This window comes from Mycobacterium gordonae (genome assembly GCF_002101675.1).
GTDB classification, from domain to species: Bacteria; Actinomycetota; Actinomycetes; order Mycobacteriales; family Mycobacteriaceae; genus Mycobacterium; species Mycobacterium gordonae.
Map to the genome: position 1 here is coordinate 34,274 of NZ_LQOY01000210.1, position 15,613 is coordinate 49,886.

A 15,613-nucleotide genomic window follows, 5' to 3' on the forward strand; every position below is an offset into this window, starting at 1 on the left:
TCACGGAGGTCGAAGGTGACCGGGACTGTCGGACGCACATTGGACGTAGAAGCGCTGCGCCAGAAGTACGCCCTCGAGCGCGGGCGCCGGCTGCGTCCGGACGGGATCGGCCAGTATGTGGAGATCGCGGGGGAGTTCGCCCGTTTTGCCGACGACCCGTGGGCCGACAAGAACTTCACCCGCCAGCCGGTCACCGACGAGGTGGACGTGGCGATTGTCGGCGCCGGATTCGGCGGACTGCTGACCGGCGTTCGGCTACGCCAGCTCGGGGTCGACAGCATCCGGCTGATCGACCGGGCGGCCGATGTCGGCGGCACCTGGTACTGGAACCGCTATCCGGGAATCGCCTGCGATGTCGAGTCCTACGTCTACATCCCGCTGCTGGAAGAGCTCGGTTACATTCCCGAGCACAAGTATGCGAGGGGATCTGAGATCTTCGGGCACTGCCGGCGCATCGCCGAGCACTACGATCTGTACCGGGATGCCTGCCTGCAGACCGATGTGCACGAAATCCGTTGGGAGGCGGACACTTCCCGCTGGGTTATCAAGACGAATCACGGCGATGAGATGCGGGCGAAGTTCATCTCGATGGCCAACGGGTATCAGGCCAAGCCGAAGCTGCCCGGCATTCCCGGCATCAATGAGTTCCGGGGCCACACCTTTCACACCAGTCGTTGGGACTACGAATACACCGGTCCGCAGTTGGAACATTTGGCCGACAAGCGGGTCGGCATCATCGGTACCGGCGCCACCGCGGTGCAGTGTGTGCCGCATCTGGCGGCGGCGGCGCAGCGGCTGTATGTCTTCCAGCGCACGCCGTCGTCCGTCGACGTCCGGGCCAACGGACCTACAGACCCCATGTGGGCCAACACCTTAGAGCCGGGTTGGCAGCGCCGGCGGATCGACAATTTCCAGATACTCACCTCCGGCGGGCAGGCCGAGGAGGATTTGGTCGCCGATGCGTGGACGAGCATCACCCGCAAGCTGCCGGTGATGCGCCATGACACCGATGCCACCGTCAGCCCGGAGCAACGCACCAGGGACATCGAGATCGCCGACTTCGCCAAAATGGAGGAGATCCGGGCGCGGGTCGACGAGATCGTGGTCGATCGCGCGACGGCCGAGGCGCTCAAGCCCTGGTACGGCTACTTCTGTAAGCGACCCTGTTTCCATGACGACTACCTGCAGACCTTCAACCGCGACAACGTGACTCTGGTGGACACCCGCGGACGGGGCGTGGAGCAGATCACCGGGGCGGGCGTAGTGGTCGACGGGATGACCTACGAGCTCGACTTGCTGATCTTCGCAACGGGTTTCGAAGTGGGCACCGACTACTGCCGCCGCACCGGGTTCGAGTTGATCGGCCGCGACGGCGTGACATTGACCGAGCGGTGGAGCGACGGTGTGCGAACCTTCCAGGGCCTGTGCGCAAACGGATTTCCCAACTGCTTCATCGAGAGCATCGCCCAAGCGGGGCTCACCGTGAATTTCCCGTATCTGCTGGACATTCAGGCCACCCACGCCGCCTGGATCATCGCCTGGGCTCTGGAACACGGAGTCGCCGAGGTTGAGGCATCGGAGGCTGCCGAAGCCACCTGGGTCCAGACGGTGGTGCAGCGCTCCGCAGCCACCGCCGAACGGGCCAGGACCTGTACGCCCGGCTACTACAACCGGGAAGGCAAGGCCGACGCCAAGACCCGCCAGGGCAGCTTCTTCTTCGGTGGCCCTACCGAATATGCCGATCTGCTGGCAGCCTGGCGAGCCGACGGAGACCTGGCCGGGCTCGAGGTCCGGCCCACCAGGGACCTTCGGTGAAGTACGTCCTCGGCCGCATCAGGGCGGCCACCCGCCGCCGGCCGTCGCCGAAGGTGGCGATCATCGGCGCGGGGTTCGGCGGCCTGGGTGCGGCAGTGGCGCTGCGCCGCGCCGGCATCGACGACCTGGTGATCATCGAAGCCGACGACGGTGTGGGGGGCACCTGGCGGCGCAACACCTACCCGGGCGCGGCCTGCGACATCCAGAGCCATCTGTACTCGTTTTCGTTCGCGCCCAACAAATCCTGGAGCCGGACCTACGCTCGGCAGCCCGAGATACTGGCCTACCTGGAGTCGGTGGTCGACGATTACGACCTCGGCCGCCATCTGATGCTCGACACCCGGCTGCGCTACGCACGCTGGGACGACGATGCCGGGCAGTGGCATCTGCAGCTGGATTGCCGAGCAGGCACCCAGCACCTGGTTGTCGACGCCGTCGTCTGTGCCGCTGGGCTTTTCGGTTCGGTGCGGCTTCCCGATATCGCGGGCCTGGCCGACTTCGGCGGCACCGTGATGCACACCGCGCAGTGGGATCACGGCGTCGATCTGACGGGTAGACGGCTGGCCGTGATCGGCACCGGTGCCAGCGGCGTGCAGGTCGTTCCCGAACTGGCCAAGATCGCCGAACACCTCACGGTATTCCAGCGCACACCGCCGTGGATGGTGCCCAAGGAGGACCGGCCCTACAGCGAAACCGAATTGACCAAGTTCCGCCGCAACCCGCTGGCGGCACGCCGGAAGCGTTGGCAGATCTGGAAATTCCAGCACGACAACACCGCGACGATGGCCGACGACCCGATCGTCGCCGCGCGCTCTGAATTCGCTACGTCCTTCCTGGAGCGCACCGTGCCCGACGAGCAACTGCGCCGGGCGTTGACGCCGGACTATCCGTTCCGCTGCAAGCGCGTGTTGCTGGGCGACGATTTCTATCGAGCGCTGCAACGGGACAACGTCACCCTGGTCACCGATCCCATCGAGCGGTTGACTACCACCGCGGTGGTCACCGCGTCGGGCGTCACGGCCGACGTCGATGCCGTGGTGTTGGCCACCGGATTCGAAACCTCGCACTACCTGTCGGGCATCGAGGTGGTGGGCGCGCGGGGACAGAGCCTGCACGAGCGGTGGGGCGAAGACCCGAGCGCTTACCTGGGTGTCGCGGTGTCGGGGTTCCCGAACTTCTTCATGCTGTATGGGCCCAACACCAATCAGGGTGGGAATTCGATCGTCTACATCCTCGAGGCGGGCGCCAGGTTGGTGGCGAGTGCGGTCTCTCGGATCGCGCGTCATGGGGGATATCTCAGTGTGCGCGCGGAGGCGGAGCGGCGGTACAACGAGCGCCTCTCGGCGGACCTGGAACGCTCCATCTGGACGCAATGCGACAGTTACTTCCGGTCGCCGAGTGGCCGTGTGGTGACCCAGTGGCCGTACACCGAGTTGGAGTACGCGCGCCGTACCTGGCGTGTCAAGCCCGGCGATTGGGCGCACGACCGGGTTGTATCGCCGAAAATTGCCGCGAAGACCCCGACCAACCGGGTCTAAACTATCAACTGATTGATTATTTGGTAAAACGCCTCCGGTGACTGGGCGCCGCACATACGATCAATTGATTGGTTATAGCCGTCTGGAAGGTCGCCGATGTCGTACGTTGTCGCAATCCCCGAGATGGTGTCGGCGGCGGCGTCGGAGTTGGCGGGGATCGGGTCAACGCTGGCCGCCGCGCACACCGCGGCGGCGTCACCGACGACGACGATCCTGGCTGCGGCCGGAGACGAAGTGTCGGCGGCCATCGCCGCGCTGTTCGCCGGTCACGCCCGGGAGTACCAGGCGCTCAACACCCAGGTCGAGGCCTTTCACCAGGAATTTGTGCGGCTGCTGACGTCCGGGGCGGGCTCGTATGCCGCAGCCGAACTGGCCAACGTCAACCCGCTCGAACAGGCGCTGAACCTGATCAACGCGCCGACCCGGACACTCGTCGGCCGTCCGCTGATCGGGAACGGCGCCGACGGGGCGGCCGGCTCCGGTGCCGACGGTGGAGCCGGTGGACTGCTGTACGGCAACGGCGGTAAGGGCGGATCGGGGGCGGCCGGCCAAACCGGCGGCAACGGCGGCAGCGCCGGGCTGATCGGTAACGGCGGCGCGGGCGGGCAGGGGGGTGCCGGCGTCGATGCCACCCGGCCGGCTCCGGCGGGCGGCCGGGGCGGCAACGGCGGGCTGCTGGCGGGCAACGGTGGTGCGGGCGGCGTCGGCGGTTCCGGCGCGATCGGTGGTACCGGCGGTGCCGGGGGCAACGCGGGATTGGCCGGCGACGGCGGCAACGGCGGTACCGGCGGGTCCGGTCAAACGCCGGGTGCGGGTGGCGCGGGCGGCTCCGGGGGCCGGCTCGCCGGCCACGACGGCGCGCAGGGCGCAACGGGAACCAAGGTCAGCGTCCCCAGCGACCCGGGCACTCCGACCGACCCGGGTACCCCGACCGACCCCGGTACCCCGACCGACCCGGGCAACCCGACCGACCCCTCTGGCCAGAACGCTGTGGACGCGGCCCGCGACGGCAACATCAGTTCCTCCAACGGTGGAACCATCACCGACGGCAACCTCAAAGAGATCTCCGGCGTCGACGCCGGGATCAACAACCCGAATGTCTACTGGGTGCACAACGATTCCGGAGACACGGCGCGGATCTTCGCTGTCGACGCCAAGACCGGTCAGACCCTGGCCACCTACAAGCTCAGTGGCGCCACGGCGAGCGACTGGGAGGACATCGAGGTTGCCAAGGGCCCGGATGGCAAGTCGTACATCTACGTCGGGGACATCGGGGACAACGGCCTGTCGCGCAGCAGCGTCACCGTCTACCGGGTTCCCGAGCCGATCGTCACCGGCACGGCAAGCAATCCCACCAGCGGCTCGCTGTCGGGAGTCGAACAGCTCAAGCTTCAATATCCCGACGGGGAGAAAATCAACTCCGAGGCGCTTGCGGTCGACCCGAACACGCACAACCTCGTGGTCGTCGAGAAGACCAGCGGCAACGTCTCCCGGGTGTTCGTCGCTCCGGACGCCGGCTGGTCCAGCGCGGGCAGCAGCAGTGCCGCGACGCAGTGGAAGCAGGTTGCCACGCTTGACATGTCAGACTCTTCGTCGAAGCTGGTAACCGCCGCGGACTTCTCACCGGACGGCTCGCAACTGGCGGTGCGCACGTATCGCGATGTCCTGCTCTGGGATCGCGCACCGGGAACCAGCGCCTGGTCTCCATTCGACAAGCCGCCGGTCGACGCACCCGCCGTCAGTGAGACACAGGGTGAAGCGATCGCCTTCCACCCCGACGGTCAGGGCTACGTGACGGTCAGCGAGGGAACCGGCCAAACGTTGCACGAGTTCAACATTCGCTGATGTTGGTGTAAGCAGGCGTGATGAACGCTTCGCTGCTCACCAGGACAAAGGGCAACAGTCAGCTGGCGGCCCGCCGGCTGGGCGACGTGTTGTGGGCGATCGTGCAGGCCTCTGCCGCCGCCGGACTGGCCTGGTACATCGCCCACGACCTGCTAGGTCATTCCGATCCCTTCTTCGCGCCGATCACCGCGGCGGTAACACTGTCGGCCAGCAACGTGTTTCACGCTCAGCGGGTGATCCAGAACATCTGCGGCGTGGCCCTGGGCATCGGCCTGGGCGCCGCGGTACAACTGCTGCTCGGCAGCGAATGGATCGCGATGTCCGGGGCGGTGTTCCTCGCGCTGTGCATCGCGGTGTTGATCGGTCACGGATTTCTCGGCGAGGGACTGACATTCGCCAACCAGACCGCCGGGTCAGCCGTATTGGTGATGGCGATCACCGGCGGTGACCGGCTCTTCGAGCGCCTGCAGGAAGCGATGATCGGCGGCGGTCTGGCCCTGGCGATGAGCCTCGTGCTGTTCCCGGGAAACCCGGTGAGGATTCTGCGTGAGGCCCGCGTTGAGGTGTTGCGGGCTCTGGAACACGTTCTCACGCAATCAGATCAGATCCGGCCGGCGGCCGACCGGGTGCACGAGCGGCTTGACGACCTCATCGAGGCGCGCTATCACGCGCGACTGCTGGCTAGATTCGCACCGCTGCGCCGGAACCTGCGCGCCGCCGTTGAAACCGCCGATCGGCAGGCCGCGGAAATGACGCTGCTGGCCGGCTCCGTGCTGCACTTGGCCCGCATCGCGGCGCCGGTGCATGGTGGGGCGGGACTGCCCCAACCCGTGCGGGAGGCAATCGGTGAACTCGCCAGTGGTCTCACTGACATCGAGGGTGACGCCGACGCCGCGAGCGCACACGTGCGGTCCGCCTGCGGATGCACGGCGTCGTTGGACTCCACCGACGTCGAGGGGATGATGTTGGCCAACGTCGTAAAGGCCTGCGCCGACGACCTGCAGCGGGTCGTCGACCTGCGGCCGTGAGCGCCATGGCCTTATTTTCTGCCTGATTCTCACCGCTGCCTGGCGATGGCCCGATCGCTAGCATCGTCGAATTGCACGTCGAGCGTAGGAGCGGGGATCGCTGTGAGTGGCCGTCTGCGTTGGCTCGGCGGGGTGTCGTGGCTCAACGTCCTCGGTATCGTCGCAATCGCTTTGGCGGGGACCGCGATCGTGGTCAAGAATACGGCGAGCCAGCTTTCACTGCGGCGACGACACCGCCGTCCACCAGCAGGTCGGTGCCGGTAATAAACGAGGCGTCGCTGCCGAGCAGAAACGCCGTGGCTGCCGCGATGTCGTCCGGGGTCCCGATGCGCCCGGTGCCGGACATGGCGATCATGGCCCGCATCCCGTCACCCACGGGTGAGTCGAGTTCCTGCTGTCCCATCGGGGTGGAGATGATGCCGGGGCTGATCGAGTTGATGCGGGCGCCCTGACGGCCCCAGTGCGCACTGGCCGCGCGAACGCGAAGATGGTTGGCCTGTTTGGCAACTGGGTAGGCGAAGTTCGGTTCGCTGATCCTGGTCACGAAGTCCAGGGTGAGCAGTTCCTCGGGTGGACTGTGCGCCAGCGCCTTTTCCTGCTCGGCCGTCAACGGTGGCATGAAGTGCCCCGCCATGCTGGCGATGACAACGCCCGCGCCGCCGGGTGCGATGACATCGCCGAATTCCTGCAGTACCAAGGCAACACCGAGTAGGTCGACGGCGAGGATCGCGTCGGCGGAGGCCTGCGCGGGGGAGAGTCCGGCGGTATGGGCCAGCTGAACGACGGGGCCGAGGGAGGCGGCGAAGGTCGCCAGCGCGCGGACAGACTGGGCCGCGGAGACGTCGACCGGTTGACTCTCGACGTCGTAGCCGTCCGCGGAGAGCGATTCGGCCACCGAGGTCAGCACCCGTTCGTTGTTGTCAGCCAGCAGCACCGTCTTCGACGAACCCAGCCGCCGGGCAATCGCCTGACCCATGCCGCCGGCGCCGATCACGGTCAGCACTTCGCGGTATACCGTCACTGCATCTCCCTTGCCCAGGCAATATGCCCTTCGAAGCCAAGTGAATTCGCCATCTCACGGTAGCGATGGCGATGATCGCGGTAATCCTCGTCGTCGCCATGCGCCCTGGCCAGGAGCGCGCGCATCCGAAGCAGCCAGAGTTCATTCATGATGAATCCAGGTTCGGTGGGCTCGGATGCCAGCCGCTCGACGGCTGCCTGCGCTTCCAGCACGTCGCTAGTCTCACCTCGTTGCAGTAGTGCCCGGACCAGGGTGTCGGTGGCACAGGCGAGCATTGTCATGTCGCCGGACGCGTAGTCCGTCTCGACGGCTACCCGGGAAAGTTCGACCGCACCCTCAAGGCCGTACCGGATCCTTTCGCCGGCCTCCCACACGTCGATAAAAGTGGCAAGCGACATCATCGAGCGTTCGTGCAGGGCAGCATTGCGGGCCGCGGACATCAAGGGGTGGGCGTCTTCGCGCTCGGGACCCGGATGGGATGCTAGGGCGAGACCACGCGCGTATTGAGCGCAAGCCAGCGTGAGGTTGTCGCCCGAGCGTTCCGCGATGTCAAGCATTTCCGCTGTTTCCTGCAGGGCTGCGTCGTCCGGAAGCCAAGCACCGACGGCGTGCAAGACGTACTTGAACATCGAGATTATCGCTCGCAGTGTCGGGTCGAAGGCTCGAACCAGGGCGGAAGCCTGGTCGACGTCGGTCCTCCATTCCGGGTTACCGACGAAACATTTGGCACAGCCTTGCAGGAGGGTCGCGGCCGCCAGCGGGGATCCTATGATCAGGTCACCTTTCGCCGGGTCTCCCTCCGACAGATCAATCATCTTCTCAGCCAGATCAATTGCGGCCGACAGCTCGCCGTGCTGATACTTCGCGGTGACCGCGCTGTACGACAACGCGAGTGTCAGTGTTGGGTCGCCTATCGACTCCAGCAGGTCGACGAGTTCGGCAGCCAGCCGAGATCCTTCGTGGAATCGGGCGTGAACCAAAGCTGCCGACAGCCACCCGGCCATGCCGGTTGCCAGCGATACCTGATCGCCCGCCGCGGAGGCAAGGGCGCGCAATTCGTCAAACCCGGTGTCCGCCATGCTGCCACCTGCCATCCAGGCACTGGCACACAAAAGTGTCCGTGGCGCTACCCGCATCGTCGTGGCCGCGTGATCGGCGTCTGCTAGTCGGTCAGCGACGTCGCGCGCGTGTCGCCAACTGGCCCGCGCGGCTGTGATGTCGCGATGAGTCAGCCAGGTGCCGGCCCGCATGTGCCAGTCGAACGCGGCGCTCAAATCGCCGGCGGCACTCAGGTGTTCGGCGATGAGCGGAGCGTTTTCGTCAGCCGATTGGCGCTGTTCGATCGCGGCGGCCAGCCTCCGGTGTAGTTCGGCACGGTCAGATTTCAGCTGTGATTCGTACGCCACTGCCCGGATCAGCGGATGGCGGAAGGCGTATTCCACCTGGGGCGTGAATCCGATCTGGTCGATCAGTTCACCATGGACCAGTTCTTCGACGACTGGATCGACGCCGAGCAGCGCGACCAGTTCGGGCGTGAAGCGTGATCCGATAACCGCTGCGGCATTCAAGGTCCGCTTGGCACGGCGACTGAGCCGGTCCACCCGCGCCGCGATGGCGGCGTGCAAAGTGGGCGGCAACGTCGCCGCGACTTCGCCGTGCAGCAGATAAGATCCGCGGACCCCTTCCAGCGCTCCACGCTCAGCGAGGTCACGCACCATCTCCTCCGCGAAAAACGGATTCCCACAGACACGTTCGGCGATAGCGTCGGTCAGAGCGCGCACCGATGAGTCGCCGCCGAGCAATTCACCGATCAGGGCAGCTGTCTGGGTCGAATTCAGAGGACGCAAAGCGATCGTCTGAGCGCCCGGCATCGTTGTGAGCGCACCGCGGTACTCGGGGCGGTAAGTGATCAAGACCAGAGACGCGGTCTGTGGGATCACGGCCAAGAAGTCGGCGAACATCGATTCGCTGGCTTCATCGACCCAATGGGCATCCTCGATCACATACATCACCGGCTCCGTACGAGACAGCGATGCCGCATTCACCAGGGCGGTCAGCCTGCGTCGACGTGCATCGGCTTCGACGCCGGGCGGCTCGATGCCGGGGTCGGCGATGCCCAGCAGGTCATCGAGGAGCATCAGGTCTTCCGGGTCGGCATCCGGGACAAGTTCACGCACCTGAGCACGCGCAGCCTCGTCGTCCAGCGGACCGATTTCCAGGGCGGCGCGCAGCAGTCCGGTCACAACGTGGAAAGGAATGTCACTGGTATGGGACTCGCAGTAAGTGGTGAAGACCTTGATGCCACGGACGTGAGCGAGTGCCGCCGCCTCGCGGACGATGCGGCTCTTTCCGATGCCTGGCCCGACGACACCGATGACACAACCGATCCCGCTACCAGCTTCGTCAAGGAGACCGGTAATGGTTTGGAGTTCCCAGATGCGTCCGACAAGCTCAGGGTCGGTGCGGACGCGGTGTGCTGTTGTCGTCGTAATCAGGCGGTGCGCGGGGACGGGGTCAGTCGCGCCCTTGATGCGCACCAGGTCCTGCTCGGCCAGCACGGTGACGTCTCGCACAAGGCGGGCGGTTGATTCGCTGAGCATCACCCCACCTGGCGGCGCCGCCGATTCCATCCGCTGTGCCATGCCGACCTGCTCGCCGATCGCGGTGTAACCCAAAGCAGCAGAGCCGACTTCACCGGCGATCACCTGACCCGAGTTCAATCCCACCCGCAACTGCAGGTCGATACCATCCCGGTGCGTGACGTCGGCAGCAAGCCGCGTTATCGCATCCTGAATCCCGAGCGCGGCCAAGCACGCCCGAAAAGCGTGATCCTCCAACGCGACCGGTGCGCCGAAAACCGCCATGATCCCGTCGCCGGTGAACTTGTCCACAGTGCCGCCGAATCGTTGCACAACCGCCGCGGCGGCCGTCACGAGCTCGGCCATGATCTCGCGTAACCGCTCCGGGCCCACCGCCGCGGCGATATCCATCGAGTGCACCACGTCAGCGAAAAGCACCGTCACGTGCTTGTATTCCGCGGGGGAAGGTAACGCTGCAATCCGCGCTCCGCACTCGTCGCAGAACTTCGCCGCGGCACGCAACGCGGTGCCGCACGTCACGCACGCGGTCACCGCGTTCGTCATGCCTGCACCCCGATCCGGTTCTGACGCCAATCGAAGAATAGAACTCCCGGAGCTACGGTGGATGAAATGTCGAACCAACGACCATGGAATATCAACATCCACTACGACGCGCTGGTCGACGCCCAGGTCCCCGCCGAAGCGCACAAGGTGCTGGACGTCGGCTGCGGTGACGGCTTCCTGGCCGCCAGACTCGCCGAGCGGATCCCCCGGGTCATCGCTCTGGACATCGACGAGCCCGTGTTGAAGCGCGCGATTGCCCGGTTCCCGGATGTGCCGGTCCAGTGGACACACGGCGACGTGATGACGGCCGAACTGCCCGGCTTCGACGCGGTGGTGTCCAACGCCGCACTGCACCACGTTGACGACACCCGGGCGGCATTGGCACGCCTTGCCGCCCTGGTGCACCCGGGTGGGACGCTGGCTGTGGTCACCTTCGTCAAACCCTCGGCGCGAGAGGGGGTTTGGCATCTGACCTCGTGGATGGCCTGCGGTGTCGTCAACCAGATCCGGGGCAAGTGGGAACACACCGCTCCGATCAAGTGGCCTCCGCCGGACACCTTCGCCGAGTTGCGCGCGCACGTGCGTGCGGTGCTTCCCGGCGCACGGATTCGGCGCCTGCTCTATGGACGGGTGCTGATCAGCTGGCGATCGACGGCCGCAGCATGAACTCCCGAAGCACGTCGACCATCTCAGAAATCGCCCGGCGGGTGATCACCTCATACCCGTGAGTGCTCAGGGTGGGCAGACAGAGCAGCCCCGCGCGGGGAGACAAGCCGTTTGCCTTCACGTGTGACGCGTCGGACTCGAAGGCGCCGAGTACCGCCGGCTGCGGCGACAGGCCCAGCTTCTCCGCGATGTCCATCAGCCGGTCAGCGATGTCCTTGTCGTAGACGCACTCGGCGTCACTGTAGGCGACCATCGGACCACCAGCGCAGCTGGTCGCGTACTCCTGTTCAGTGGGACCCACCTCGAGGGCAAGGGTGACGTCGCCGGGAAGACTGCGGGCGGCATACGACCCACCGATCCCTCCGACCTCCTCGTTGGTGGTGAACACCAGGTACACGTCATGGGCCGGACGCACCTCGCCATCGTGCAGCGACCGGGCCGCCTGCAGCAGTGCGGCGACCGGCGCGCGGTCGTCCATGAAATACGAACCGAGATAATCGCCGAATTCCACCAGCGTTCGCTTACCTCGCTCGACACAGACCCGGGTACCCGGCCGTACGCCGGCGGCGGCCAATTCGTCCGGCGTGCGGCCGGTGAATACGTAGACGTGCGTCCAGTCCAGCGCCTGATCGCCTTGATCGGGCTTGGTCTGCCAAATTCGCTCACTTTCCCGGGTGGTGTGCTCGGAGCCGACGGCCAGCACCCCGATGAGCGTTTCGTGATGGCCGAGGATGGCCACCGGCCCGAGCCCGAAATTTCCCGGATACATGGTCCCCAACGGAGTCACGTGCAGGGAACCGTCCGGTTCAACCCGTTTGACCAGCATGGAGAGCTCGTCCAGGTGTGCCATGACGCGGGTCGACTCGGTGTCTGGGGTGGCCGTGCCGCCGCGGATGAGCCCGACGAGGTTGCCCGCCTGATCGGTCCAGCTGTCGTCCACGACAGGCTCCAGTTCCCGGCGGCAGACCTCGCGCACGGCGTCCTCCTGGCCGCAGGGACCGTAGGTCCACAACAACTCCTGCAGCAGGTCTCGGTCGAATGCGCTGCGGGGGCCGCTCACGTGCTTGTGATGCCCGCCTTTACCGAGGACAAACACCCCTCAACCGGAACCCATTGCCGCTTCACTGGCGGCGCTGATGAGTTGGACGGCCTGATTGCGGGTGAGCGATCCCAATATCTGCATACCGGCGCGCAGCTCCTCCCCGACGATCCAGGTCGGTCCGCTGGTCAGGTTCTCGAACGCCTCGGCGATGACGTCGTCGACCGCCACAGCGCCGGGCGGGACATGGTCGAGCGAAGCGATCCGGCCACGGCTGTACTCGAGTTCGCGCAGCGCGGGGGTGTCCGTCTTGCCGAGGATGAGACCGAGGACGTCGACGCCCTTATCGCGCAACTCGGCCCACAATGCCTCCGCGAAAACCATGTCGAAAGCTTTCGAAGCGGCGTATGCCACCATATTGGGTCCGCCGGCGAACCCGGCTCCGGAACCGAAAATGACGATACCGCCACGCCCGCGCTCGACCATCGACGGCGCGAAATGATGGCACAGCTGCATCAACACCATGCAGTTGCGCTGCACCATGGTCTCGGCGGCCTCGACCGGACTGGACAGGAACGGTTTGAAATTCGGGTCGGCCCCCGCGCAATAGACGACGAACCCGATCTCGAGTTCGGCGGTGGCCTCGGCGATGGCGGCCGCCGCGCCTGGCTGTGCGAGATCGACGGCCAGGGTCCGGGTTTGCGCGGAGGTCGCCGAATCAATTTGTGCGGCAACGTCATTCAATACCGCTTGCCGGCGGGCCAGCAGGACGACGTTAACGCCCCGTTCGGCCAGCCCGGTGGCGAACGCGGCACCCACACCATCAGAGGCGCCCGCCACCAGCGCCCACGGTCCGTACTTCGCCGCGAATGTCACCAGGGCTCCTATCCGACCGTACTGACTCGCACGGCGGTGAATCGCCGGCGTGCGATGCGCCATCCCTGCGAAGTGCGCACGATGTCGTCGTCGTAGAAGCCGATTCCGTTGACGCCGCCGGCGTTGTCGGCGGACATGATCAGGGCGTCGACGTAGGTGCGAGCCACCGCATTCTCACCATCAACAGTGATGTCCTGATTGCTCAACCGATGCAGGGTGTGCCCAGCCAGCGCGTGAACCTTCTCCATGAAGTCGGTGACGGCGTCGATGCCGCTCCACGAACCGATCTCGCCGTAGTCCAGCTCGCAGTCATCGGTGAAGACGGTGCGAAACAGTGCCCAGTCCCGGCGGTCGATTCCGGTGGCATAGCGCACCAGCAGCTCGGAAATGTCCTGCCTGTCTTCGCGTTCCGTCATCGCTCAGTCTCCGTTGGGGTGCACGACTATTCGCGGTGGGCCCGCGACCGCCGGGCCAGCTCGAGTGCGTCGGGGACCTACGAAGCCGCGATGGCCTCCGCCGTTAGTGCGCTGCCTCACTGAGTTTGCCGATGGCAGCCTGCAGTTTGGCCGCGGCCTCGTCGGCAACCTCCTGCAGGCCTGGCTGGTCCACGACTCGGACCATCAGCTGCGGGTCCATCGCCTCCACCAGGACGCCACCGTCCTCGGCCGTCCGCAGTACCACGTTGCACGGCAGCAACTGTCCGATCTGGCGGTCGACGTCCAGGGCGCGGTGTGCGAGCTGCGGGTTGCAGGCGCCCAGGATCAGGTAGTCCTCCATGTCCTTGCCGAGCTTTTGCTTCAGCGTGGCCTTGACGTCGATGCTGGTCAGCACGCCGAAGCCCTGCTCGGACAGAGCCTGCGTGGTCTGTTCGACGGCGTCGCTGAACGAGGTGTGCAGCGTCGTGGTCAAACCGGTGGTTCCTATCGTCATGGCTGATCCCTTTCTATTCGTAGGTCTGTTCCTCAGGCCAGAGCCAGGAACAGCTTTTCCAACTCGGCCTCGCTCAGGGGCGGCGAGTCGCCGTGCTGCGTGCCGTTGATGCAGTCACGCAGGCCGCAGGCGACGATCTTGAACCCCGCCCGGTCGAGCGCTTTCGACACGGCCGCGAGTTGGGTCACCACGTCCTTGCAGTTTCGGCCCTGCTCGATCATCGCGATCACGCCGCCGAGTTGCCCCTGCGCCCGACGCAATCGATTGAGCACCGCCGCCATCGTGTCTTCGTCAGAGTTCATCGAATGCCTTCCTGTCGCACCCCTGCCCACATCATATACCAATACCCCTACCGGTATCAGTAGAGTGTTGGCCATGGACCAACAGCACCCTAATCACGACGTTCACAAAAGCGTTCTGGATGACCTCAACCCCCAGCATCGTGCGCTGCGGCAGATGATTCCCGGCGCGTATGCCGGATTCGGCGAGATGAGCAAAGCAGCCATGGCGTCCGGCGCCCTCGATGCGAAGTTGAAGGAATTGATCGCGCTCGCGATCGGCGTGGTGCACGGATGTGACGGCTGCATCGCCTCCCACGCTAAAGCGGCGGTCCGCGCCGGAGCCACCAAGGAAGAGGCCGCGGAGGCTATTGGTGTCAGCATCATGATGCACGGCGGGCCGGGCACCATCTACGGCGCCCGCGCCTTTCAGGCGTTCTGCGAATTCGCCGACGCTCGATCCGAAACGTAGGCGAGTCCGTTCCCGTCGTCATGCACGACGGGTGCACTGCTCGCGGTTGAAGCCAACGCGGACGCGGCGCGCGGCGACTTTGCGCATCGCCACCGACGCGCGTCACCTTGCGTTGCCTGCTGTTCCCGTTGAATGATCGGCCTCAGCCTCGCCGAAGGAGCGTACGTGGGTAAACGTAAGAGTCGCGCGGTCAACCGGTGGGAGTTGGTGACGTGCGCGGTCGCCGGCCACGCCACCTATGCTCCCGATGACGAGGCACTGGCCGAGCGCCTGTCCGCCAGGACCGAGCTCGGCGAGGTATGGCGCTGCCTGCGCTGCGGTGACTTCGCGCTGGGTGAACCGCACGGCCGGGGGCATCCCGAGGACGCGCCGATGATCATGCGCGGCAAGGCGTTACGGCAGGCCATCATCATCCGCGCGTTGGCCGTCGAGCGGCTCGGACGAGCGGTCGTGCTCGGACTGGCCGCGTGGGCGGTGTGGACGTTCCGTGGCGCCCGGGGAGCCATCCAGGCAACCCTCGACCGCGACCTACCGGTCTTTCGTGCCGCCGGCTTCAAGGTCGACCAGATGTCGGCGATCCACGAGCTGGAGAAGGCGCTGGCGGCCAAACCTTCCACCCTGGCCCTGATCACCTGCCTGCTCGCCGCCTATGCCGTACTGCAGGTCGTCGAAGGCGTCGGGCTGTGGCTGATGAAACGCTGGGGTGAGTATTTCGCGGTGGTCGCCACGTCGGTGTTTTTGCCGCTGGAGATTCACGACCTGCTCAAGGGCGTCACGACGACGCGGGTGGCGACTTTGACGATCAATGTCGCCGCGGTGCTCTACCTGTTGATTTCCAAGCGGCTGTTCGGGATACGGGGCGGCCGCGAGGCCTACGAAGAGGAACGGCACGGCGAACAACTCCTGGACTTGGAGCGCGCGGCCATGACGGCTGCCTGAGACCGGTACCTGGAAAGTGGCCG

The 15,613-nt window shown here is 65.7% G+C and carries 14 protein-coding genes; 7 read left to right on the forward strand and 7 right to left on the reverse strand.

What is annotated here, in order from left to right:
* Window positions 1-15: 15 nt before the first annotated feature.
* From AWC08_RS26915 to AWC08_RS26930, 4 genes are all read left to right on the forward strand, one after another.
* Window positions 16-1,815, forward strand: a complete 1,800-nt coding sequence (locus AWC08_RS26915) for a flavin-containing monooxygenase (RefSeq protein ID WP_069434501.1) — start codon at window positions 16-18, stop codon at window positions 1,813-1,815.
* 53 nt (window positions 1,816-1,868) lie between these two features.
* Complete coding sequence (locus tag AWC08_RS26920; protein ID WP_083271269.1) at window positions 1,869-3,353, forward strand: flavin-containing monooxygenase; 1,485 nt, start codon at window positions 1,869-1,871, stop codon at window positions 3,351-3,353.
* A gap of 96 nt (window positions 3,354-3,449) precedes the next feature.
* Window positions 3,450-5,198: a PE domain-containing protein gene (locus tag AWC08_RS26925; RefSeq protein WP_085088460.1), complete on the forward strand. Its 1,749-nt coding sequence runs from the start codon at window positions 3,450-3,452 to the stop codon at window positions 5,196-5,198.
* Window positions 5,199-5,218: 20 nt separating this feature from the next.
* Window positions 5,219-6,226 carry an FUSC family protein gene (locus AWC08_RS26930; RefSeq protein ID WP_065131926.1) on the forward strand — a complete coding sequence of 336 codons (1,008 nt, stop codon included), beginning with the start codon at window positions 5,219-5,221 and terminating at the stop codon, window positions 6,224-6,226.
* 193 nt (window positions 6,227-6,419) lie between these two features.
* Here AWC08_RS26930 and AWC08_RS26935 read toward each other — a convergent pair whose 3' ends face one another.
* Entirely contained in the window at window positions 6,420-7,247 is an 828-nt protein-coding gene (locus AWC08_RS26935; protein WP_264074095.1) for an SDR family oxidoreductase, read from the reverse strand.
* Window positions 7,244-10,390, reverse strand: a complete 3,147-nt coding sequence (locus AWC08_RS26940) for an ATP-binding protein (RefSeq protein WP_069434050.1) — start codon at window positions 10,388-10,390, stop codon at window positions 7,244-7,246. Before AWC08_RS26940 ends, AWC08_RS26935 begins: the two co-directional genes overlap by 4 nt.
* A 66-nt stretch (window positions 10,391-10,456) precedes the next feature.
* On the opposite strand from AWC08_RS26940, the gene AWC08_RS26945 reads away from it, so the two are divergent.
* Window positions 10,457-11,056 carry a class I SAM-dependent methyltransferase gene (locus AWC08_RS26945; protein WP_069434049.1) on the forward strand — a complete coding sequence of 200 codons (600 nt, stop codon included), beginning with the start codon at window positions 10,457-10,459 and terminating at the stop codon, window positions 11,054-11,056.
* Here AWC08_RS26945 and AWC08_RS26950 read toward each other — a convergent pair.
* From AWC08_RS26950 to AWC08_RS26970, 5 genes are all read right to left on the reverse strand, one after another.
* The gene (locus AWC08_RS26950) at window positions 11,028-12,116 is read right to left on the reverse strand and encodes a M42 family metallopeptidase (RefSeq protein ID WP_069434048.1); all 1,089 of its coding nucleotides are present in this window, start codon (window positions 12,114-12,116) and stop codon (window positions 11,028-11,030) included. The two genes, AWC08_RS26945 and AWC08_RS26950, sit on opposite strands and share 29 nt — an antisense overlap.
* 39 nt (window positions 12,117-12,155) lie before the next feature.
* Window positions 12,156-12,971 (reverse strand): SDR family NAD(P)-dependent oxidoreductase, encoded by an 816-nt coding sequence (locus AWC08_RS26955; RefSeq protein WP_069434047.1) that lies wholly within the window; start codon window positions 12,969-12,971, stop codon window positions 12,156-12,158.
* 8 nt (window positions 12,972-12,979) lie between these two features.
* A complete protein-coding gene (locus tag AWC08_RS26960; RefSeq protein ID WP_065131922.1) occupies window positions 12,980-13,387 on the reverse strand; it encodes a nuclear transport factor 2 family protein in 408 nt (135 codons plus the stop codon).
* A gap of 103 nt (window positions 13,388-13,490) precedes the next feature.
* Window positions 13,491-13,901, reverse strand: coding sequence for a DUF302 domain-containing protein (locus AWC08_RS26965; RefSeq protein WP_069434046.1), 411 nt, complete (start codon window positions 13,899-13,901; stop codon window positions 13,491-13,493).
* Window positions 13,902-13,933: 32 nt separating this feature from the next.
* Window positions 13,934-14,203 carry a metal-sensitive transcriptional regulator gene (locus AWC08_RS26970; protein ID WP_065131920.1) on the reverse strand — a complete coding sequence of 90 codons (270 nt, stop codon included), beginning with the start codon at window positions 14,201-14,203 and terminating at the stop codon, window positions 13,934-13,936.
* 73 nt (window positions 14,204-14,276) lie between these two features.
* Here AWC08_RS26970 and AWC08_RS26975 point away from each other — a divergent pair, with 73 nt between their 5' ends.
* Together AWC08_RS26975 and AWC08_RS26980 are read left to right on the forward strand one after the other, a co-directional pair.
* Window positions 14,277-14,651, forward strand: coding sequence for a carboxymuconolactone decarboxylase family protein (locus AWC08_RS26975; protein ID WP_069434045.1), 375 nt, complete (start codon window positions 14,277-14,279; stop codon window positions 14,649-14,651).
* A 165-nt stretch (window positions 14,652-14,816) separates the two neighbouring features.
* Window positions 14,817-15,590: a DUF2127 domain-containing protein gene (locus AWC08_RS26980; protein ID WP_142283834.1), complete on the forward strand. Its 774-nt coding sequence runs from the start codon at window positions 14,817-14,819 to the stop codon at window positions 15,588-15,590.
* Window positions 15,591-15,613: the final 23 nt, after the last annotated feature.